This window comes from Clostridium sp. AF19-22AC, from assembly GCF_003479085.1.
Taxonomy (GTDB): Bacteria; Bacillota; Clostridia; order Lachnospirales; family Lachnospiraceae; genus Faecalicatena_A; species Faecalicatena_A orotica.
Genome location: NZ_QUGN01000004.1, coordinates 84999 through 106732, shown reverse-complemented (window position 1 = coordinate 106732; position 21734 = coordinate 84999). Strand labels below are relative to the sequence as shown.

The 21734-nt window shown below is 42.8% G+C and carries 19 protein-coding genes; 8 read left to right on the top strand and 11 right to left on the bottom strand.

What is annotated here, in order from left to right:
- The first annotated feature begins 8 nt into the window (after nt 1-8).
- From DWX43_RS06095 to DWX43_RS06085, 3 genes are all read left to right on the top strand, one after another.
- On the top strand, nt 9-1466 hold the full coding sequence (locus DWX43_RS06095; protein ID WP_118619557.1) for an aldehyde dehydrogenase family protein: 1458 nt from the start codon (nt 9-11) through the stop codon (nt 1464-1466).
- 30 nt (nt 1467-1496) lie between these two features.
- Nucleotides 1497-2372, top strand: a complete 876-nt coding sequence (locus tag DWX43_RS06090; protein WP_118619555.1) for an N-acetylneuraminate lyase — start codon at nt 1497-1499, stop codon at nt 2370-2372.
- A gap of 136 nt (nt 2373-2508) precedes the next feature.
- On the top strand, nt 2509-4224 hold the full coding sequence (locus tag DWX43_RS06085) for an AAA family ATPase (protein WP_118619553.1): 1716 nt from the start codon (nt 2509-2511) through the stop codon (nt 4222-4224).
- An 854-nt stretch (nt 4225-5078) separates the two neighbouring features.
- Here DWX43_RS06085 and DWX43_RS06075 read toward each other — a convergent pair.
- Nucleotides 5079-5942, bottom strand: coding sequence for a tyrosine-type recombinase/integrase (locus DWX43_RS06075; protein ID WP_118619549.1), 864 nt, complete (start codon nt 5940-5942; stop codon nt 5079-5081).
- Nucleotides 5943-6160: 218 nt separating this feature from the next.
- Here DWX43_RS06075 and DWX43_RS06070 point away from each other — a divergent pair, with 218 nt between their 5' ends.
- Nucleotides 6161-7537 (top strand): FGGY family carbohydrate kinase, encoded by a 1377-nt coding sequence (locus DWX43_RS06070; RefSeq protein WP_182440637.1) that lies wholly within the window; start codon nt 6161-6163, stop codon nt 7535-7537.
- 46 nt (nt 7538-7583) lie between these two features.
- On the opposite strand, the gene DWX43_RS06065 is transcribed toward DWX43_RS06070, so the two are convergent.
- The 8 genes from DWX43_RS06065 to vanR all read right to left on the bottom strand — a co-directional run bounded on the left by DWX43_RS06065 (nt 7584) and on the right by vanR (nt 14576).
- Nucleotides 7584-8330: an EFR1 family ferrodoxin gene (locus DWX43_RS06065; RefSeq protein ID WP_118619545.1), complete on the bottom strand. Its 747-nt coding sequence runs from the start codon at nt 8328-8330 to the stop codon at nt 7584-7586.
- 171 nt (nt 8331-8501) lie between these two features.
- Entirely contained in the window at nt 8502-9467 is a 966-nt protein-coding gene (locus DWX43_RS06060) for a serine hydrolase (protein WP_118619543.1), read from the bottom strand.
- A gap of 162 nt (nt 9468-9629) precedes the next feature.
- Nucleotides 9630-10361, bottom strand: a complete 732-nt coding sequence (locus DWX43_RS06055) for a hypothetical protein (protein ID WP_109731797.1) — start codon at nt 10359-10361, stop codon at nt 9630-9632.
- A gap of 1 nt (nt 10362) precedes the next feature.
- Nucleotides 10363-11223, bottom strand: a complete 861-nt coding sequence (locus tag DWX43_RS06050) for an ABC transporter ATP-binding protein (RefSeq protein ID WP_109731798.1) — start codon at nt 11221-11223, stop codon at nt 10363-10365.
- Nucleotides 11204-11587 (bottom strand): GntR family transcriptional regulator, encoded by a 384-nt coding sequence (locus DWX43_RS06045; RefSeq protein ID WP_109731799.1) that lies wholly within the window; start codon nt 11585-11587, stop codon nt 11204-11206. Before DWX43_RS06045 ends, DWX43_RS06050 begins: the two co-directional genes overlap by 20 nt.
- A gap of 99 nt (nt 11588-11686) precedes the next feature.
- The gene (locus DWX43_RS06040) at nt 11687-12649 is read right to left on the bottom strand and encodes a serine hydrolase (RefSeq protein WP_118619541.1); all 963 of its coding nucleotides are present in this window, start codon (nt 12647-12649) and stop codon (nt 11687-11689) included.
- A gap of 99 nt (nt 12650-12748) precedes the next feature.
- Nucleotides 12749-13873: a HAMP domain-containing sensor histidine kinase gene (locus tag DWX43_RS06035; RefSeq protein ID WP_182440636.1), complete on the bottom strand. Its 1125-nt coding sequence runs from the start codon at nt 13871-13873 to the stop codon at nt 12749-12751.
- 4 nt (nt 13874-13877) lie between these two features.
- Nucleotides 13878-14576 carry a VanR-ABDEGLN family response regulator transcription factor gene (vanR, locus tag DWX43_RS06030; protein ID WP_118619537.1) on the bottom strand — a complete coding sequence of 233 codons (699 nt, stop codon included), beginning with the start codon at nt 14574-14576 and terminating at the stop codon, nt 13878-13880.
- A gap of 269 nt (nt 14577-14845) precedes the next feature.
- Here vanR and DWX43_RS06025 point away from each other — a divergent pair, with 269 nt between their 5' ends.
- The 3 genes from DWX43_RS06025 to DWX43_RS06015 are packed head-to-tail and all read left to right on the top strand — an operon-like array spanning nt 14846 to nt 19213.
- Entirely contained in the window at nt 14846-16045 is a 1200-nt protein-coding gene (locus DWX43_RS06025) for a GGDEF domain-containing protein (protein ID WP_118619535.1), read from the top strand.
- Nucleotides 16046-16060: 15 nt separating this feature from the next.
- Nucleotides 16061-17269: a GGDEF domain-containing protein gene (locus tag DWX43_RS06020; RefSeq protein WP_243099262.1), complete on the top strand. Its 1209-nt coding sequence runs from the start codon at nt 16061-16063 to the stop codon at nt 17267-17269.
- A gap of 24 nt (nt 17270-17293) precedes the next feature.
- Nucleotides 17294-19213, top strand: coding sequence for a sensor domain-containing diguanylate cyclase (locus DWX43_RS06015; RefSeq protein ID WP_118619533.1), 1920 nt, complete (start codon nt 17294-17296; stop codon nt 19211-19213).
- 71 nt (nt 19214-19284) lie between these two features.
- On the opposite strand, the gene DWX43_RS06010 is transcribed toward DWX43_RS06015, so the two are convergent.
- Nucleotides 19285-19836, bottom strand: coding sequence for an XRE family transcriptional regulator (locus DWX43_RS06010; RefSeq protein WP_118619531.1), 552 nt, complete (start codon nt 19834-19836; stop codon nt 19285-19287).
- 138 nt (nt 19837-19974) lie between these two features.
- Between DWX43_RS06010 and DWX43_RS06005 the strand changes: the two genes are divergently transcribed.
- Nucleotides 19975-20556, top strand: a complete 582-nt coding sequence (locus tag DWX43_RS06005) for a LysE family transporter (RefSeq protein ID WP_118619529.1) — start codon at nt 19975-19977, stop codon at nt 20554-20556.
- Nucleotides 20557-20567: 11 nt separating this feature from the next.
- Here the strand turns inward: DWX43_RS06005 and DWX43_RS06000 are convergent, their stop codons facing one another.
- A complete protein-coding gene (locus DWX43_RS06000; protein ID WP_118619527.1) occupies nt 20568-21458 on the bottom strand; it encodes a LysR family transcriptional regulator in 891 nt (296 codons plus the stop codon).
- Nucleotides 21459-21734: the final 276 nt, after the last annotated feature.

Genomic DNA, 21734 nt, shown 5'->3' with positions numbered 1-21734 from the left:
AAATATTTATGAACATGTTAATAAACGGGGAATGGGTGGAGTCGGCAGACAAAGAAACGATAGATGTGACAAATCCATATACAGGGGAGTTACTTGATACGGTACCGGCAGCAGGAAAGGCTGATGTTGATTTTGCAATTCAGTCTGCTGTGGAAGGGCAGAAAATATGGTATCGCCACAATATACGTGAGAGAGCAGGAATCCTGCGCAGATTTCTGGAACTGGTAAAAGAAAACAGGGATCTTCTGGCGAGGACACTTACGTTAGAGACCGGAAAGCCGGTATTTGACTCTTACGGAGAGATTGACTCCGTATACATGACATTTGAAAGTGCAATCGAAATCGTAAAGCACCAGTATGGAAAAACTATGCCAATGGGCATTGAAGGCGGTTATGATGACGACCTTCAGGTGACGGTACATGAGCCATTAGGTGTGATTGCGTGTATCGTCCCATTCAACTTTCCGGCTGCATTGTGGGCGTTTAAGGCGGGTCCCGCACTGATGGCGGGAAATGCAGTTGTCGTGAAACCGGCCACGTCTAATCCACTCTGTGTTTTAAAATTAATGGGACTTCTGACGGAGGCGGGAGTGACCCCGCAGACGGTACAGTGTCTCACCGGAAGAGGTTCCCTGGTTGGAAATTGGATCGTCGAAAATCCGATGATTGCACAGGTTAACCTGACAGGCGGCGTAAAAGCCGGTATCGAAATTGCAAGGAAGGCGGCGGAGAACCTTACCGATTATAAATTTGAACTGGGCGGGAATGATCCCCTGATTATCTGTGCAGACTGCGATATGGATCTCGCTGTCAACGAGGCCGGGGATAAGACCCGAAACGCAGGGCAATGCTGCTCCGGTGCGAAGCGGTTCATCGTACATAAATCAGTGAAGGAGGAATTCGTCAGGCGCCTGATAGAGGAACGGTTGAAAACGATTAAGACAGGAGACCTGCTGGATATGGAGACAGATTATGGGACCTTAATCAGCCCAGAAGCGGCAGCCGAAGTTGAAAAACAGGTGCAGTATACGATTTTGCAGGGGGCCCGGCTCGTATACGGCGGAAAAAGAGAAGGTGCCTTTTTCGAACCAACTGTCCTTGATCACGTTACAGCAAAGATGGATATTGCGAGAGATATGGAGGTATTCGGACCACTTTTCCCGATCATTGAATTTGACACACTGGATGAAGCGATTGAAATTGCAGAGGCTTCTCAATACGGTCTGAGTGCAGGGGTGATTACGAATAATCTGCAGGATGCGATGAAAGTAGCGGGGGCTCTGAAGTCAGGTATGGTGGCAGTGAACGGATCGGGAGGTTTCAGGGCGCAGGAACTCCCCTTTGGCGGCGGAAAGAAGATGAGCGGAAACAGCAGAGAATGTATGTCCTCTGTGCTGGAAGAAGTGACTCAGGAAAAATCTATTATCTTCAGATATGCAATGAAAAAGTATAATGAGTATAAGTAAAAGCCGCAGGGTTCAAGGAGGGAAGATACATTGAAAAAATTTGATGGTATATACACGGCACTGGTTACTCCTTTTGACCAGAAAGGAAGTATAAATTCCGGGGCAGTCCAGCGGCTTGTGGAAAGAAATATAAAACAAGGAGTTTCTGGATTTTATGTGTGCGGCAGCACAGGGGAATCTTACCTGCTTACGAAGGAAGAAAGGAAGTACCTTCTGGAAGCGGTTTGCGAGGCGGCAGGAAATGACGCAGACATACTTGTAAACGTAGGAATGTTTTCTACGGACTATGCCATAGAACTTGCCAAACATGCAGAGAAACAAGGAGTAAAGGCGGTTTCCTCCGTACCGCCGTTCTATTTTCCATTTACGATGGAGGAATATGTGGAGTACTATAGTGATCTGGCGGATTCTGTTGATGTTCCAGTACTTCTGTATAACATTCCAGCGATGTCCTCGGTCACATTCGCCGACGATGATCTTAAACCCCTTCTGGCTAATGAGAAAATTACGGGGATTAAGCATACAAGTTATGACCTGTTTCAGCTCCAGCAGCTGATACATCAGTATCCGGAAAAAAATTTCTTTATCGGGCATGATGAAATATTTTTAAGCGCGCTTGCAGTGGGGGCGCATGCAGGAATCGGCAGTACATATAATATTATGGCCGGTAAATTCATAAAAATCAGAGAATTGTTCATGCAGGGAAAAACAAAAGAGGCGGCAGAGGTACAGAATGAAGTAAATAACGTTGTGTCAGCCTTATGTCGTGTTGGCATATTTAAAGGTATCAAAGAAATCTTAAAAATGCAGGGCATCGACTGCGGGTACTGCAGGAAGCCCTTTAAAAAACTGGATGATACGCAGAGGGCATTTTTGCTGGAGACTGCGGAGAGGAACGGATTGTGATTGCACGATTTGACAGAAACCCCAAAAGACTAAAAAGAAGAAAAACATAGTCCTTTTAAAGTTATAATGTGGTATACTAATTTTTATATAAGTTTAGCGACACATTTAACATGTTATAAAATAGGATGGTGCCATTATGTCAAGAACTGTTGGAATTGGTATACAGGATTTCGAAAAAGCCAGAAGACAAAATGTTTTTCTGGTCGACAAGACAATGTTCATCAGGGATTGGTGGGAAAAGAAAGATGATGTTACACTGATTACGCGTCCCAGACGTTTCGGAAAAACCCTGACGCTGAGTATGGTAGAACAGTTTTTCTCTGTGAATTATAAAAATACCGATATTTTTAAAGGGATGAATATCTGGCAGGATAAGCAGTATCAGGAACTTCAGGGGGGTTATCCTGTAATTTCACTGAGCTTTGCAGGGATCAAAGGCAATACTTACGAGATGGCGAGAGATGGAATTATCCAGATTCTGATAAATCTATATGCAAAATGCAGTTTTTTGCAAGAGGGGGATTCTCTGAATCAGCAGGAAAAAGAGTATTTTAATTATGTAAAACCAGAGATGACAGATGCGGTAGCTGCTATGTCTCTGCAAAGGCTGTCCATTTGTATGCACCGTTATTACGGGAAAAAGGTATTAATACTGTTGGATGAGTACGATACTCCTCTGCAGGAAGCCTATTTATATGGGTACTGGGAGCAGCTGGCCTCCTTTATCCGGAGCCTGTTTAACTGTACCTTTAAGACAAATCCTTATATGGAACGCGGACTGATGACGGGCATTACAAGAGTAAGTAAAGAATCGATTTTTTCAGATCTGAATAATCTTGTAGTAGTAACAACGACGTCGGAAAAATATGAGGATGCGTTTGGCTTTACAGAAGCAGAAGTGGATGCAGCGCTGGAAGAGTATGGTATTTCAAACCGGAAGGAAGAGGTAAAGCGCTGGTATGACGGCTTCAGATTTGGAGACAGGCTGGATATGTATAATCCCTGGTCTATTATCAGCTATCTTGATAACCAGAGGGTGGGCCCCTACTGGGTAAATACAAGCAGTAATAGCCTGATAGCAAGTTTAATTCAGAAAGGATCTAAACAGGTAAAGGAGACCTTTGAACTGCTATTGTCCGGAAATACTATAACGACGGAATTTGATGAGCAGATTGTATATAACCAGCTGGATATAGATGAGAGTGCCATTTGGAGCCTGCTGCTTGCAAGCGGATATCTGAAAGTATGCAGTACGGAAATCCGAGAGACAAAGTATGGGGGATGGAGCCAGACGTATACGCTTGCAATTACAAATTTTGAGACGAAAGTAATGTTCCGGAACATGGTGCGGGATTGGTTCGCTTTAGCTGCATCAAATTATAATGATTTTATTCAGGCATTGCTGAAAAATGATATCAGTGCAATGAATGTTTATATGAACAGGGTCGCACTTGCAACATTCAGCTATTTTGACAGTGGAAGCAAGCCTCATGAAAGTGAGCCGGAACGTTTTTATCACGGATTTGTACTTGGACTCATGGTAGAACTCGAAGACCGCTATGTGATTACGTCCAATCGTGAAAGTGGATTTGGCAGATATGACGTTATGCTGGAGCCGAAAGACAGGAAGGAATCGGCTATGCTCCTGGAATTTAAGGTTCAGGATATGAAAGAAAAAGACTTGAATGAGACTGCTCAGGCGGCACTGCGCCAGATTGAGGAAAGAGACTATGCCGCATCTCTGAAAGCAAAGGGGGTATGCGAAGAAAGAATCTATAAATACGGATTTGCATTTCAGGGAAAGAAAGTATTGATTGCAGGCAGCACTCTAATGAATCAGGAAAACAACTGATGTAAAAAGAACATATGTTCTAAATACGCGCATTAAAAATTAAAACCTCACTGTGAGGTTTTAATTTTTATGTTTAAGTTTTTAATTTAGTCATTTAGCTCATCTTCAGTAAATAAGTCTTTCCAGACGCGTTTCAGTTTAAAGTGGAGAATCACATTATATGGGAATTTAGTCTTATAAATAATATTTTTTGATTCACCACAGCAGCGGCATTCCATCGGATAAGAATAAATATACACACTTTTTCTCTGCATATTTATCCTAAAAGTCTTATTCAGACAGTTCCTGCAATATTTTAGTTTATGTACCGGATAATTCATCTTCACTTTCATGCACCTCTTTATTCCAGCCCCGGCCGTCATTAATACTTAGGAGGGATTAATCACGGCCGGGACATCTATATTAAACACAGCGTCATTTTGTTTATATGCATGAACGTATTTAAGCCGTTACGGTCACACCTTTCGGGTATGCACTGTAACGGCCGGAATGACTCAATGAATGACAGTACGCATTTTATCTTTGGTGTTGATTCTGTCATGGCATTTTCTATTGTCCTCCTCTTTTCTTCCTATTTTATGGTTTAACAACATAATATTAGTTATGTTGTTAAACTAAGGAAGTCTTTTAGTCAGGCATACATATGAACATGCATTTATATCTTATAATTTATCAGTTTTGTCAAATTGTGTCAAGTTTTAGTTGATAAAAAGCTACTATAAGGTATATAAAATACAAATCATATTAAATATTTACAACATAACTAATATTATGTTGTAACCTTTTCTATCCCCATTAAGCTTTTTAACAACATAACTAATATTATGTTGTTAGACATTTAAGGGGGTTTTTTATTACTCAGGAGTAAGCCCCAGTTTCTGGATCTGATTTCTATAGGTTTCTTCTGTGTTTGCAGTATAAATTCTTGTCACATCAAGGCTGCTGTGTCCAAGAAGATCTGCCAGGCCGGCAATATCACTCGTAAGTTTATAATAAGACCGGGCAAAAAGGTGTCTTAGATTGTGTGGGAAGATTTTCTGTGCAGGAACCTTTGAGACGGCACAGAGTGCTTTCATTTCCCGCCACAGGTTACTTCTGTCTTTTGGTTTTCCATTTTTCGTTACAAAGATACAGCCCCGTACTATTCCGTTTTTTGATGCAAAGTAGAGTAATTCTTTTTTCAGTATTTGCGGGATTAAGATAGTTCGGCGTTTTCCCTTATTAGAAATGGTTATCGTACCTTTTTTTACACTTTCTACAGTGAAGAACATAAGTTCGCTTACCCTTGCCCCGGTTGCGGCCAGTGTCTTTATACTCATGGCCAGCTGGTGTTTTTTCTGGCTTTTGGCAGCCTCTATAAGGCGCTTGTATTCTTCTTTTGTCATTTCTTTTGCTTCCGGAATGAATAGCTGTTTTTGTACTTTTAGTCTTTTTACCTTCCACTTTCCAAAACCCATAAAATCCAGAAACTGATTTAGTGCCACGAGCATTGAATTAATACTTGTCACTTCATATTGGGGTTCCAGCCATTCCTTATATGCAACGATACATTTTTTATCAATCTGATAGTTCCTGTCCAGATATTTATAAAAAGTACGGATATCCGTCATATACTTAGATATTGTGGCTTTTGCATTTTCGCGTTCGTACAGATAAGCCTGAAAATCTGTCAGAGCTGTCTCGGGATTAAAAGTAAATATTTCCGGTTTATTATCCATGATTACGCCTCCAAGGTATTTTATTTTATATATGCTTATTAGTTTCTCCTGCAAAGTGTTTTTCATGCCTGATATTACCTGCTGTTACTGACTACAGATTAACATGTTAAAAAATAGCAGCATTACCAATATTAACAAAATAACACAGACGATGTTGGAAATGGCAACATCATGTTGTATGATATATGTATATAAAGCAGGAAAGAAGGGGGATTTGTATGCGTGCAATGGGAATCGATATCGGCACTACGACCATTAGTGTGATTATGATAGACAAAGACAGTGGTAAACTTCTGGGCAGCAGGAGCGTGCCACACAATGCATTTTTAAAAGGGCCATCAGATTTCAACAGGATTCAGGACCCGGAAAAACTGTGGCGGTTAAGCGTCCGGGCCGCAGGGGAGATCATCAGGGAATATGGAAAACCAGACAGTATCGGCATGACCGGGCAGATGCACGGAGTTCTTTATGTGGATGAAGAGGGTGGGGCAGTGAGCCCTCTCTACACATGGCAGGACGGCAGCGGGAATGAATTTATGGAAGATGGGCGTACCTATGCACAGGTCCTGCGGGAAAAGGCCGGGGCGGCATCTGCCGGATATGGTATGACGACACATTTTTACCTCCGGAAAAAGGGGATGATCCCTGAAGCGGCACGGAAAATGACGACGATTAGTGATTATATTGCGATGAAGCTTTGCGGACGGGGAATGCCTTTTATCGTGCGGGACATGGCCGCAAGCTGGGGGTGCTATGATCTTCGGAAGGGTGATTTTTACAGGAAAGAGCTGGAGGAGTCAGGGGCAGATCCTGAATATTTGCCGGAACTACTGGATGAACATATCATAGTAGGGGTGACGGTAGAGAATCAGGAAGAAGGAATTCCAGCGGGCATTCCGGTTTCGGCTTCATATGGGGATAATCAGGCCAGTGTGCTAGGGGCAGCAGGAGATATATCGGACACGGTTCTCGTGAATATCGGGACAGGAAGCCAGGTATCCTTCGGAACGGACAGCTATCTGGAAACACAGGGGGCCATCGAACTGCGACCCTTTACAAAGCAGAGTTTTCTTATGGCCGGGTCCAGCCTGTGTGGAGGGAGGGCTTATGCGATGCTAGAACAGTTCTACCGTGAAGCGGCGGGAGAAGGCAAAGAAAGATACAGCCTGATGGAAGAGCAGGCAAGAAGATTTATAGAGAAATATGGAAAACATGAAGCATGGAAGATACGGACGACTTTTTCAGGGACACGGGATAATCCAGAGGAAACAGGGAGCATTACCGGAATCAGTCCGCTGAATTTTCATCCCGGTGCCATGACAATCGGTATGATACAGGGAATTCTGGAAGAATTATACGAGATGTATGAAGAAATGTGCTGCATGACAGGCAAAAAAGCCGGCCGTCTGGTTGGGTCCGGAAATGGTATCAGGAGAAATGCACTCATGCGGGAAATGGCAGAGGAGATGTTCCGGATGCCGATGACTATTCCTGCATGTGAAGAGGAGGCCGCTTACGGTGCGGCGCTCGGGTCCCTTGTTTCAGCAGGACTGGCAGATACGATAGCCGGGATACGGCCGAACAGCAAAAACTGATGCAGATACCGTTACTGTGCATACCAGCGGGCATGCACAGTAATGATTATTCCGGGAAGGTATATCTGGGAAGTCCTATACTGTGTTTTCCATATTCAATTGCCTCTTTTGGACAGCGGCTGATACAGGCCATGCAATGGGTGCAGTTTTTCGACCATACAGGCTTTCCGTTCTCAAGACGGATGTTGGCTGTCGGACAGACATTCGTACATATTCCGCAGGAAATGCAGGCGTCTGTGGCATAGAATTTCTTTGCGTGGACAAAAATTGGATAAAAGATATCATTGACAATTCCGCTGTTTAATTTATCCATAAGGGTAAGGGGATGCTGTGGGAATGTTCTGCCTTTTTTTATGATGGCAGCCGTTTTATCAATGGTTTCTTCGGCCTGTCTGATGATTTCACTGGCTTTTTCCTGCGATGGCGTGGAGAACAGTGCAATATAATTCTCCGGCATTACAATTTCCATGCAGCCCATATAGTTCAAAGACTTCCCGGCACACAGTTTTTCCAGATATTTTCCGGCGTTACTGATATTGCCGCCGCATGTCATTACAAAATAGATATTCTTGTTTCCTGATAATCTTGTCTTTTCCAGCCATGACTGCAGAATTCGCGGAATTCTCCATGCATAAGTCGGTGCGGCAATGATCCACGGGCTTTCAGAATGTATTTCAGAAAAATCCTTGTTACGCAGCCTTTCAAATAAGCTGACTGTTTCATCGTTTATTGCTTTGCCGATCCTTTTGGCTGCATATTCACTATTTCCTGTTCCTGAAAAATATAAAATCACAATTCTGTCCTCCTGAAACGTTTATTCCCAGTAGCCCGCTACGGGGGCTTTGACTTTATATTATAATAAACAAAAGGCGCAGATACAACATTGGTAAAGAAATACCTTACCATAAAATAGCCTTGAAATAGTGGCAGCCCGGAGAAATGGTTAGTTCCGCCGCAAGGATGGTTACATGAAAAGGGGTTCTACATATTCTTTAATCAGTTCGATTCTATCCCGGGCATTGCGTTTAAAAAGTGAGGCAATCGCAACGACTATGTGCTTCTCTGTATTTACATAAATGACATTCCCCCCATCACCCATTGCCGAAAATCCATCCGGATGTACCCACCATAAGTATCCATATGGCAGATCAGGCTTTTTCCACCTGCTGTGTTCCTTTGTACTTTCGTTTATCCAGTTGGCGGAGACGATTTGCCTCCCATCCCATATCCCCTTCTGCAGGCATAGCTGTCCTATTTTCGCCATGTCCGTCAAAGAGAGGGTGAGGCCCCATCCTGCCGTATTAGTTCCCGCTTCATCAGCCACCCATCCGCTGATACCTGTTGCCTTATTAAAAGCAAGTTGTTCCTCTTTCGACTGAAATGTAATATTGCGGCTGACATGGATTCCGAGAGGAGAAAATAAATTCTCTGACGCAAAATCAAACACAGACTGCCCGGCTGTTTTTATAAGGATTCCGGATAGAATATCTGGTCCTATAAGGGGTGTGTACCGGAAGTCTCCGATCTTTCCTCTGCCACCCAGCAAATCCAGAGAAAATGTTACTCCGTCCTCACTTGTGAAATACTTTATGTAGGGTGCGAATTTATACTTATACGGAGCTGTCATTGTCAGCAAATGTTCCAGAGTGATATTCTGGATTGTTTTTTCTCTTTGTTTTACCCTGTAATCCGGGAAGAAATCCAGTACTTTCTGATGAATACTCTTGATACAGCCACGATCCACGGCAATTCCAATTAGTATAGAAACAATACTTTTTGTCACCGAATATACATGGATCCGGCTTTCCGGCGTGCATCCGTTGAAATAGCTTTCATACACGGTATTTCCATCTTTCAGTACGGTAATACCGGCAGTGTTTTCATATTTTGTTTCTATTAACCTTTCTAAATCTATCATGCTTTTCTTCATGAGTGCTCCTCCTTCGCCTGTCTGTAACAGAGTATAGCGGAAATATTTTTGGTTTACCTGACTTTTTATGCGAAGAGGTGCACGGTATTTATATAGAAAAAGGACAGAAATCCAAAACGGATTTCCATCCTTTCTTTTTATTTCATAGGAAACTCCATTTATTTATATTTTGAGTTCGGTTCTGCGTATCACAAGGAAAGAACAGATACTAAGAACGCCGGCAAGCAGTATGAACAGGAATACGGGAGCAGTAAAGTTTATGGAGCCGTCAGTCATAAAACCAAGTCCTTTCAATGCAAACTCCGCAGCTTTATGTGTAAATGTTTTCGGAAGGACAAACCGGAAGATAGCGGGGATGATCAAAATAACTGTTAAACCGAGGACAATTCCCGCATAGATGGAAACGGTCTTTCCAATTTTGTTTATGGCAAGGATCGTTAAATAAAGCAGGCAGCAGACTAGCATATAAGCGAGAAAGAGCCAGAGCCAGTTTATAACTACCGAATGCCCATATCCGTAAAGTCCGGCAAATAGGGAGAAATACCTGTCGGACAACGTGTGCAGAAGATTTCCCAATATGGTATCGACAAGGGCCATGATTGCCGAAACAAAGACAAATAGTGAGAAAGTGGATAAATAGATATACTTTCTCGTAAATCCATTCTGTATCAGCATCCTGAAATCTTCTTTGAATCCCATAATACCCAGAATGCCCACATAAATCATAGAATTTATTTCAAGTGCATTTGTACCGATCTGTTCAAAATCACCTGTGGCAATATAGACCAGAAGGGAAATAATTGAAATCACGCCAAATACACATGCATAAAATATCCAGATAAACTTAAATGAAGTGACACATTCGTACCGGATAACCGTACCTAACTTTTTCATATTAGTTACCGCCTTTCTCAGTCAGTTTGACGAATAATTTCTGCAGGTTGATATTAGAAATCTGCAGACCGCTGTTTTTCGGGAGACGTTCTCTTTCGCCTAGTATATAGGCAAGCTTGAGGCTGCCGAGTTCATCATATCCGATTACTTTTTTGTCTTTGCAGTAGATATCTACTTCCTCAGAAAGACCGGATATGCAGTATCCAGTATTCATAAGCTCCTCAACGGTCTCCTGAAGCAGTACTTTTCCTTCATTAATAAGTACCACTTCCTCAATAATGTTGGCCACTTCTTCAATCAGGTGTGTTGCGATGATGATGGTCCTCTGGTTATCCTCGTAGTCCTGTAATAATAATTCATAGAATAATTCTCTGTGGTTGGCGTCCAGCCCCAGCACAGGCTCATCGAAGACCACATATGGAACGTTAAGCGCAAGGGCGATTGTAAGCTTAAAGATGGACTGATAGCCTTTTGATAATTCTTTATATTTTTTCTCTGTATCCAGATTAAATTTCTTTGCTACGGAAAAGGCCTTTTCTATGTCAAAGCTATCATAAAAGCGTGCCGTCCACTTAAAGTGATTCTTTAATTTTAAACCGGTATCATATAAATCAGCTTCGCTCATGCAAAAGACCTTCTCGTGTACTTCCATATTTTCCTTTGCAGGCAGGTTATCGACTAAGACTTCTCCTTCATCTGCGAAGATCCGGTTAGCGATGATGTTGATGAGCGTAGATTTTCCGGCCCCGTTTCTCCCTAAAAATCCGTAGATTTTACCATGCTCAAAGGTAAAGGAAACATTGTCCAGTGCAGTGACATCTTGATATCGTTTGGTTACATTCTTAATTTGGATTGCATTCATGTTCATAGCCCCTCTCTATAAGCTTAATTACTTCTTCTTTTGACATCTGCAGTTTCGATGCTTCCTCAACCAGTGCTGCCACATACTGATTGTAAAACTGGCTTTGCCTTTTACCGCGGATTTTTTTTACGGCACCTTCTTTTACATACATACCCAGACCTCTTTTTTTATAAATGATTTCTTCGTCGACAAGCATATTCATACCTTTTAGAACTGTATGGGGATTGATATTCAGCAGGGCGGATATTTCATTCGTGGAAGGGATCTTTGTTTCCTCCGGGAATATTCCTGTAAATATCGAATCTTCCAGCTGTTCTGCAATCTGGATGAATATGGGCTTATCTGAATTTGTATCAATGTTCAAATATATCACCCCGCTTTGCGAGTTAGTTACTTGAGTAACTAACTACCTTACAAGGCTAATATAAACCATTTAGAAAGAGATGTCAATAGGATAATGAAATTATTTTTCTAGCTGTCCGTAGGTAGTTAAAGCGTCGTTTATGTGGTACTGCTCCGTTTCGTGCGAGCCTGCAGCGTGTGCGGTAATCAGGATGTACTCTTCTTCGTTTACCTCTGCAAGGCTTGCCAGACACAGGCCGGCTTCGTCTGTATAACCGGTTTTTCCGCCGAGGATTCTGCCACCTTTTATATTCTGGTCCCCGAGGTTTTCAAACAATGTGCTCTGCATGGTAAAACCGTCCGGGTGCATATTAGTCGGTTCGACGGTATAATAACTGCTTGTGAAAATTTTTCGGAATTCTGGATTCTTTAATGCATACTCCAGTAAAACTGCCAGATCGCTGACTGTCGTATAATGATTTGTATCATGTAACCCTGTTGTATTTGAAAAATGGGTATCTGTCATTCCCAGTTCCTCTGCTTTGTCGTTCATAAGTCCGGTAAATGCTTCCTCTGAGCCTGCTATAAGGTCTGCCAGAGCCAGACAGCATTCCGCACCTGATTCCAGAATGATCCCATATACAAGTGCTTCTGCAGTGGCAGTCTCCCCGGGTTCAAAACCTGCCATAGATGCATCCATTTCATAGAGATAGGGAAAGAAGTCATATGGTACTTCCAGCCGTTGTCCCATATCGTCTATATTTTCAATCGCCAGAATTGCCGTCATAATCTTAGTCAATGATGCGGGATAGATTCTTTCGGCAGCATTTCTTTGTGCCATAAATTCTCCTGTTCCATCAGAATTGAGCCTGACAAGTACTGCATTGGGGCTGGCCAGATTATTGAGTTTTATCTGCGAAGTACCTGCCGGAGATGAAACAGGATCATCCGGTTTCTGAAAATACCACTTCGCTGCCAGTAGAAATGTGAGTAAAATCACCAATATCATAAGAATTACTAAATAATTGTAGAGGGAAGCCTTCCTTTTCCTTCTCCGGTATGGCTGTCTTCTTTGTTTTTTCATATAACCACCCTGCCTTTCACAAGAAGATTATATAAGATTCCAGGACGTCATTCTTTAACTTCCTGTTGATGATTTCCTAAGAAAAGGTTAAGGTTCTATTTATATCTGGGGCAGACTTACAAGAAATGTAGTTTTCTCGTTTTTACTGTCTGCCGTAATACTTCCTCCATGCAGGACAACGATTTCTTTTGCAATTGCCAGCCCCAGACCGGCGCCTCCGGTATTACCCGGCCGTGCCTCATCTGCCCTGTAGAATTTATCAAACAGGACTGGCAGTTTTTCTTTCGGAATGGTTTTCCCGGCATTTTCAATGGTAACCCTTACTTCTTTATCATCCTTCTCTGCCTTTACCCTGATTACAGACTCCGGGTAGCTGTAGGCGGCTGCATTTTTCAATATGTTCTGGAAAACCCGTGCTAGCTTTACTGTATCCCCATATACCGTGATTCCTTCCCCGACATCTAAATCAATCGAATTCTTCCATTTCTGAAGGATCGGATAGAACTCATCTGCCATTTGTACAAGCATATAAGAAAGGTCTAAAGTTTCCTTTTCCAGAATAATCTGATTGAGATTGTACCGGGTAATGTCAAAGAACTCCTGTATCAGCCGTTCCAGCAGCAGGGATTTTTCAAACACAATAGTCGTATATTTTTCCCTCTGCGGTGCAGGCATGTCCCGGGCCTCATCCAGAAGGCTCAGGTAGCCGATGATGGAAGTCAGCGGTGTTTTCAGATCATGGGCGAGATAAGTAATCATATCATTTTTCCGGGCTTCTTCCTCCTTCATAATCCGGGCGTTCCGCTCCATTTTTGTCTTGATTTGAGTCATCTGTACTGCAATTTCTGCATATTCTGATGGAAACACCATGTCTGCGTCTATATCGTGTTCCATGAAGCTGTGTATCATCCGGCCGGCCCCTGAGATTGTCCGGGCTGACATTTTCTTTCCGTAGAATCTGGCTGCACCGGCTGCAAGGGCGGCTGAAAGTAAAGCTCCTAAGCAGAACAGCTCCAGTATCAGCATTTTGAATTTGGGCCAGTTGATTTCTGATATAGTCATTGTAAGACCGGATGTATCCTGTGGTTCTGTATGTGTCCATACATAATTGTCCTGAAACCAGTCAACAAAGCTGCCATTTAGTATGTAATCACCAAAATAAAAGATTCCGTAACATAATACTAAGACAGCCCCGAATAAGGCGGCTGTCTTAACCCATTTCATACTCTTAGCTTTCAATTTTATATCCGCACCCCCATACTGTTTTGATATACCTCGGGTTCTCAAAGGAATCATGCATTTTCTCCCTTAAATGTCGTATGTGAACCGTGATCGTATTATTATTTTTGCGGAAATACTCGTCCTCCCAGATCTGTCTGAAAAGACTTTCGGCACTCACTACCGCGCCATGATTTTCACAGAGAATCCACAAAATCTTAAATTCCGTAGGGGTGAGTGAGAGAGGGCGTTCGTTTAAGGTACATTCATGTGTTTTCGCATTGAGTACCAGTCCGGAAACCATAATGACCTGATCTTCCTGTGACGGGGCTGTGCTGTTATACCTTTTATACCTCCGCAGCTGTGCCTTCACGCGTGCAACCAGCTCCAGAGGCAGGAATGGCTTCGATATATAATCATCCGCGCCTAGGGTAAGTCCGGTTATTTTGTCAAGTTCTTCCCCTTTTGCTGTCAGCATAATCACCGGGAAATGATAGGACTCCCGGACTCTGCGGCAAAGCTCATACCCATCCAGCCCCGGCATCATTACATCCATAATTGCCAGATCCGGTGGATGATTCATGATACATTTAAAAGCTTCTTTAGAATCATAAAACTTTTGAATGAAATAATTTTCATTATCAAGATAGCATTCTACAAGATCTGCAATCTCTTTCTCATCATCTACAATCAAGATTTTCTCCCTCATGATAATTAGTCACATCCTTTTAATTTTTTCTTTATTATAGACAATGGAGGTAAATATTTTTTTAGGAATTTCTTATGAAAAAATAAAAATGACTGGGGAGACCAGAAGGATGACAGTAAAGGACATATTAGCTTGAACTTTCATGCGTCCTGAACTATAATTAAATGAATTATATCGTTTCTGTTCACACTGTGCCGTGTACTCCAATGCATGGCATCAAGCCAATAAAGTGATGTCTTAAAGACATCTGCAGGAGAGGAGGGGATCGTTTGATATATTTCAGCTGGGGTCTGTTTGTACCGGTTCTTTTTTCTTTATTATATGGCATAACGGGTTACAGGGCGATGCGGGCCCTTGGTTATACACAAAAAGGCGGAGTAACTGAAAGAATATGGATGACCCTTCCGGTCCTGCTGCTGCTTACACTATGGTGCATCTGTAACTTTCCGATACCGCTCCTGTATGGTCTGGTATTTGCAGGAAAGATATTCCGCCTGTTCCAGAAGGGGATTAAGCGGAATATGGAGTTCTTTATTGTCAACCTTACTCATTTGATGACAATGGCACTTCATTTGATCCTGATTGGTGTAATTGCCCTGATTATGGAAGCGACGATGAAGGAGCTTTTACAGCAGCCGTTTTGGCGGATTTCTACATGTGGGGTTACTCTGGCCGTTGATAGTCTTGTGTTCAGTCTGGTTCCCAGATTGAAAACGCCTTTGGGAGTCATAAAGACCAGATCGGACAGCGAAGAAATCAAACCCTTTATGACGTTTCTCTGGTTTGCCAATTTCTCACTTATGATTGACAGTATACTTTGCTTATCTGGGAACAGCTGGAAGCTGCTGCCTTTATTTCTGGTCGGAAGCACGCTGCTTCTGGAATTTTATTTAGTCGGTTTCCTGCGCCATCTCTACTCTATTCTGAGTGTTCAATATTTGGAAGAGGAGCACTATCATTTACAGAGGGAACTTGAACATCAGGACCGCAGCGCATCCGAATTGAGGAACAAAACGGCTATGGAGCCAATGACGGGCATCTTTTCCCGGCGGTATATTCTGGAACAGGCAGAGAGGCTGCTTAAAAACCGGGAACGATTTTCTGTCGTTTATATTGATATGGATCATCTTAAGCAGATAAATGATCAGGAGGGACACGATGCGGGGGACCTTTACCTGATCCGGTTCGCCAGAGAATTCAGTGCCTGCCTGAGAGCAACAGATATTTTTGCCAGGATCGGCGGCGATGAATTTGCAGTGCTTCTTCCGGGCTGTATGCCTGAGAGGGCAATGCAGCGCCTGGAGGGGATCAGGAGACATCTGGCGGGAGACCTTGAGCCGCCTTTTTCGTTCAGCTATGGTATCGCAACTTTTCCGGAAAAGGCTGAAGAGGATGGAGACAGTGTAGAAATGGTTTTCAGAAGGGCTGATTTGGCCATGTATCAGGATAAACAGACGAGAACAAGGTAGGAAGGGGGAGCGTGTATGCTGAAACTGCTGCTGACGGCGACAGCCTATTTATATTTTCACGGGCGTTATTTCAGGCTGGCAAAAGGACTCGGACAGAACTCCTGTATGAGTGGCTGGTTTGTTTTATTAAGCTTTGTGGTCAATTATGGCTTTTTCTATGTCTGCAGCGTATTGGAATTTTCTTTGGTGATTAACTGGCTTTTCTTCGCGGTACTGCTGTTATTTGAGACGGCCATGTTTAACAGGGGCGAGTGGAGAAATGCGTTGTTTGTCACGTCCCTTGGTATTATCTGCGGTCTGGCGGTCAATATTTTTTGCCGAAGCGTCATTGCGATTCTGATACAGCAGCCGCTGCAGAATTTTGATAACCGTATTTCCAGTGTTGGTAACTTAAAGAGTATTCCGATCTTCTGGGGCTTTTTGCTTGCGGGGGTCATTCTGCATGTTTTCAGCCGTCCTGTTTTCCAGAAACGTTTGAATCTGATCTTAAGCTATCCACAGCACCAGACGTTTTTAATGGAGATGATGATCGGATTGTTCTTTTATCTGTTTCTGAATCTTTTGTTGTATTCGACGCCGAATAACAGCCTGCTTTTAAAGATCTGGAGCATTAAATCCAGCCTGTTCTGTGCGACCGGCTTTTACATTGCAATCTGGTATACGAGAAGGATCTGTGAGCTGAGTGATTACAGGGAGGAGAACCGGCGGATTCTTGAGGAACTGGAAGAAAAAAAGAGAGAAGAGGAACTTCTCAGGCAGGAAGTGATCCGCGACATGCTCACTGGGCTGTATAACAGGCAGTATGCAGAGGAGACGATTGCCTCCATGATGGAACAAAACATAAGTTTTACGCTGTGTTTTCTGGATCTGGATGGCCTGAAGAACGTCAACGACCAGTTCGGGCATCTTGCCGGGGACCGGTATCTTAATATTGTAGTGGGGCAGCTCTGCCGTGCCTGCCGGGATAAGGAAGACCTTCTCTTCCGCTATGGCGGGGATGAGTTTTTGGTACTCTTCCGGAATATGGAAGCAAAGACAGCGGAAGAGAGGATGGAGAATGTCAATGAGAAACTGCATGCGATGAGCGAAGAGGAATTTCCTTTGTCCATTAGTTTTGGCGTGGCGGAAAGCGCTTCTCATTCTGACTGGAAGGCACTGGTTCAGGAGGCTGACAGGAAGATGTACCGGCAGAAGCAGAGCCGGTGGGCAGAGAGATCACTATAATATTGAGGGGGGTGGAGGGCTTTTATGAAGAAAAATGTTTTGTTCCGTACTAACTTAATGGTCTGTATCGTCATTATTATTGGTTTCATTATTACATCTGCCATTAGTTACAAGTCAAATCAGGGGATATTCAGAAAAGATATTGAGAACGTATCCATGCTGACATCAGATGGCATTTACCATCAGATAGACTCCATTTTTACAAAACCGATCAATATCTCAATGACTATGGCGAATGACAGCCTGTTGAAAGAGTTTCTGGATGGGGAAGAGCAGCATCTTAAGGAACAGGAATTCATTGGGAAAATGCGGGATTACTTGAATGCTTACAGGGATAAATATGAATATGACTCGGTCTTTCTGGCTTCGGTTAAAACGAAAAATTACTATTACTATAATGGCCTGGACCGTATTTTAGAGGAAGGTGATCCGGAAAATAACTGGTTTTATGATTTTCTGGATCAGAATACGGATTATGGCATACAGATCGATAATGATCAGGTTGAGGGGGCCGGGAATGAGGTGACTGTCTTTATCAACTGCCGTATCATGGATGACAGGGGAACAGTTATGGGTGTGGTCGGTGTGGGATTCCGGGTAGATTCCCTCCAGTCCCTGTTGAAAAGTTATGAGAATGATTTTGGAGTGAATGCTTATCTGGTGGATGAAGAGGGCAATGTAGAGATCTCCGGCAGCCATACCAGATATGAAGGAAAAACGAACCTGTTCGGGCGATGTGCCTTTACAGATCTGAAAGACATAATTCTGGGAAGCCGTGAAAAGACACAGAATCTGTGGTATCATTCCCAAAACAGGAGCGGCTATGTAGTCAGCAGTTTCATTGAGAATCTGGGATGGTTTTTGATTATAGACAATGATACGACACCTTTAAGCAGGAAACTGATGGTACAGCTTCTGCGGGAGACACTGATTCTGGCGGTCATTATTGTTCTTGTGCTGGTCACGATTACTTCCGTGATACGCCGTTATAACAAGAGGATCATAGAATTGACTGTCAGGGCTGAAAAAGTGCATCAGGCAGTGTTTCAACAGGCGACCGAGCAGCTATATGAAAATATCTATGAAATTGATATTACCCATAATCAGGCAGCCAGTGAAGCTACTGCCCAGTATTTTGCAAGCCTGGGAGCCCCGCCTGATATACCTTATGAAAAAGCTCTTTACATCATTGCGGAAAAGCAGATCATGGAAGAGTACCGGGAAGGCTATATTCAGACATTTTCCCCGAATCATGTGCTGGATTCGTTTGAGAAGGGGATTGAAAACCTGCAGTATGATTTCATGATTACTACAGATGGTGAACATTATTACTGGATGCGTATTACGGCCCAGATTTTCCGGTGGCAGGAAGATAATTCGGTGCGTATGCTGGTGTACCGCCAGAATATTGACGAACAGAAAAAGCATGAATTGTATATGCTGGAGCAGATGCAGAGGGATCCGCTTACCGGGCTGTATAATAAGGCAGCTGCGCAGGAGCATGTCCGCCGGATACTGAATGATCAGCCGGAGAGCATGTTTGCTTTCTTCATACTGGATATCGATTACTTTAAACAAGTCAATGACAATTTTGGTCATGCGGCTGGGGACCGGGTACTTAAAGAATTTTCCAATACACTTAAGAACCAGTTCCGGGAAAATGATATCGTCGGAAGAATCGGTGGCGATGAATTCACTGCATTCATGCCGGTTCCCAAGGCAGAGATGGCAAAAGAGCGCGCCGGGGAACTGGTGAACGTGCTGCAAAGGCGCACAGAGACTGACGGAATCCATATCACTGCAAGCATTGGGGTAGCTCTGGCAATAGGGAGGGACACGGATTTCGAGAACCTATACAAGACAGCTGATTATGCCTTGTACAAGGCTAAGAAGCAGGGGCGGAACAGATATGTGATTACAGATGTAAATGGGAATCCGCAGTAATACAAATGCATACCCCAGTTGACAAGGGCAGACCGTAGACTGGGGGTATGCATTTGTAATCTCCAAAATAGTCAGGGGTTATAAAGGATCATATGCAGAACAGCTGTTTCCTTTCCTGTATTTTTATATGAGTGGACAACATCGGCCTTAAAGCGGATGCTTTCACCCTTTTCGACTACGAATCTTTCGCTGTCAGCGAAAATTTCAATTTCCCCTGTAAATATTGTAATGAATTCAGTGGTTCCCTTTAAATGCGGTTCCGACTGCCAATAGCTATTCATATCCAGTTCCAGATAGTAAACTGCAAACCTGCGGTTCTCATCGTCCGGAAAAAGAGGGTAGTTTTTCACATTCCCATTATCTTCAAGTATTGGTTGAATCTCTGCAGTTTTTACAATTTCGTACGGGCTTTCAGGCCGGACGGTTAAAGCGTCAAATGGCACTTTCATTCCATTTGAAATCTTCCATAGTGTGGACAAAGTCGGATTTCCGTCACCACGTTCGATTTGTGCGAGCATACTTTTGCTGACCCCGCTTAGTCTGGCGAGTTCATCCATGCTTAATTTATTTTCTTCACGCAGTCTCTTAATATTTTTAGCAACAATTAAATTCATTGAATCCAAAAAAACACTCCCTTCTATTGACAATATAATGTACGAGATGTATCATTATATCGTACAAGTGCGATATAATATTCATTTTATAACATTATACTGTTTTTTGTGGCGCATTGTAAAGTGTAATGTAGAAAGAGGTCAGATATGTTTCATTTATATGATTTTTTGATTTACTGCTTTATTACAGCCTACACACCGGGAGCAAACAATCTGCTTTCCATGAGTAATGCAATACGGATGGGATTTAGGCGGAGCATCCGTTTTAATATCGGTATACTGGCCGGATTTGCAGTAGTGATGTCTGTTTGTACCGCTTTCAGTGCAGCGCTCTATTCACTTCTGCCAAAAGTAAAGATGTTCATGCAGATAGCGGGAGCTGCTTACATGCTGTATCTGGCATGGAAAGTCTGGAGGAGTTCTGCGGATTTGGATGCAGGTGCCGGAAGAGAGGCAGGTTTCCTTTCCGGTATGTTACTGCAGTTTGCGAATCCTAAAATCTACATCTATGCAATAACCGCAATGTCCCTTTATATTCTGCCTGTGTATCATTCTGTTAGTTCCATGATTGCATTTACAGTTATTCTGACGTTGATTGGAGCATCGGGGTCCTTTGTGTGGGCACTGTTTGGTTCTGCTTTCTGCAGGGTTCTTTCGAGGCATACAAAGGCCGTTAATATGGTAATGGCACTTTTGCTTGTATATTGCGCCGTTGCACTATTCATTTAATAAAAGAATACTTACTTGACATATCTCATATCAGCCGCATATTTTCTGGTAAATGAAATGTATTTTTCTACACTGCTGTTAATATATTTTCCCTTTTTCCATACAAGCCCAATTTCCTGTCTGATTGCCGGCGAGACAGGGATACTGGCCAGATCAGGCATATTTTTCAGAATGGAAGAGTAGAGGAAGGCACCTCCCAGATTGTTTTTAATAAAATTCTGAATCGTATACAGCTGGCTTGCCTGCAGAATTACATTCGGCTTTACTCCAATGCTTTCGAACAGTGAGTTTAACGTGGTGTTCTGCACGGAGTCTGTGTTATACATGATGAGTGGTTCATCCTTTACCATCCCGATGGATACTTCCTTTTCCTTTGCCAGATGGTGTTCAAAAGACACGCAGAATACAATCTGGTCAGAAAGAATCTGATAGGAATTCAATTTATCTATTTCATAAAAATTCATATTGACCAGCGCAAGGTCCAGTATATCTTCCTGTACAAGGCTGGCGGCACGGATGGAACCATATTCAAGCAGTTCTACTGGAATGTCAGGATATTCTTTCTGGAATGCGATGAGCATGTCCGGGAAGAATATTGTACTTAAGAGCGGCGGAATGCCAATCCGGATCGGAGTAACCTGCCTGCCAAGGTCAAGGAGCTCGGATGATGTCTGATTTATAGTATTGAGCAGTTCACTTGCTTTTTGATAGAAGACCTCGCCCTCTTTTGTCAGGGTCATGTGATTTTTCGTACGGGTAAACAAACTAATTGAGAATTCCTTTTCCAATTCACGGATTGCACTGGATATTGCCGGCTGTGTTACATAGAGTTTCTGGGCCGCCTGTGTAATGCTGTGATAACGGCTCACGGCACAAAAGTATTCTAACTGAATGATTTTCATGACATTCCCTTTCTTTTTTTAGATAGTCGTTTTGAACAAATTTACTGAAAAACCATCTTCTGTTAATCTGCATTATAGCATATTTCTGGTAAAAATACTCAAAGTTCCAAATTGTGTTAAATTTTTTTTATAGTAGTATCAGTTTTCATAAATGTACAAATAAAAATACAGCCGATATAATAAAGGCATAGCAAATCGTAATGAATCGGCCGTCTTGTTACTTTTGATTTTGCCAAAGACTAAGATCATCTGGTCTGTAATAAACAATTATAAAAA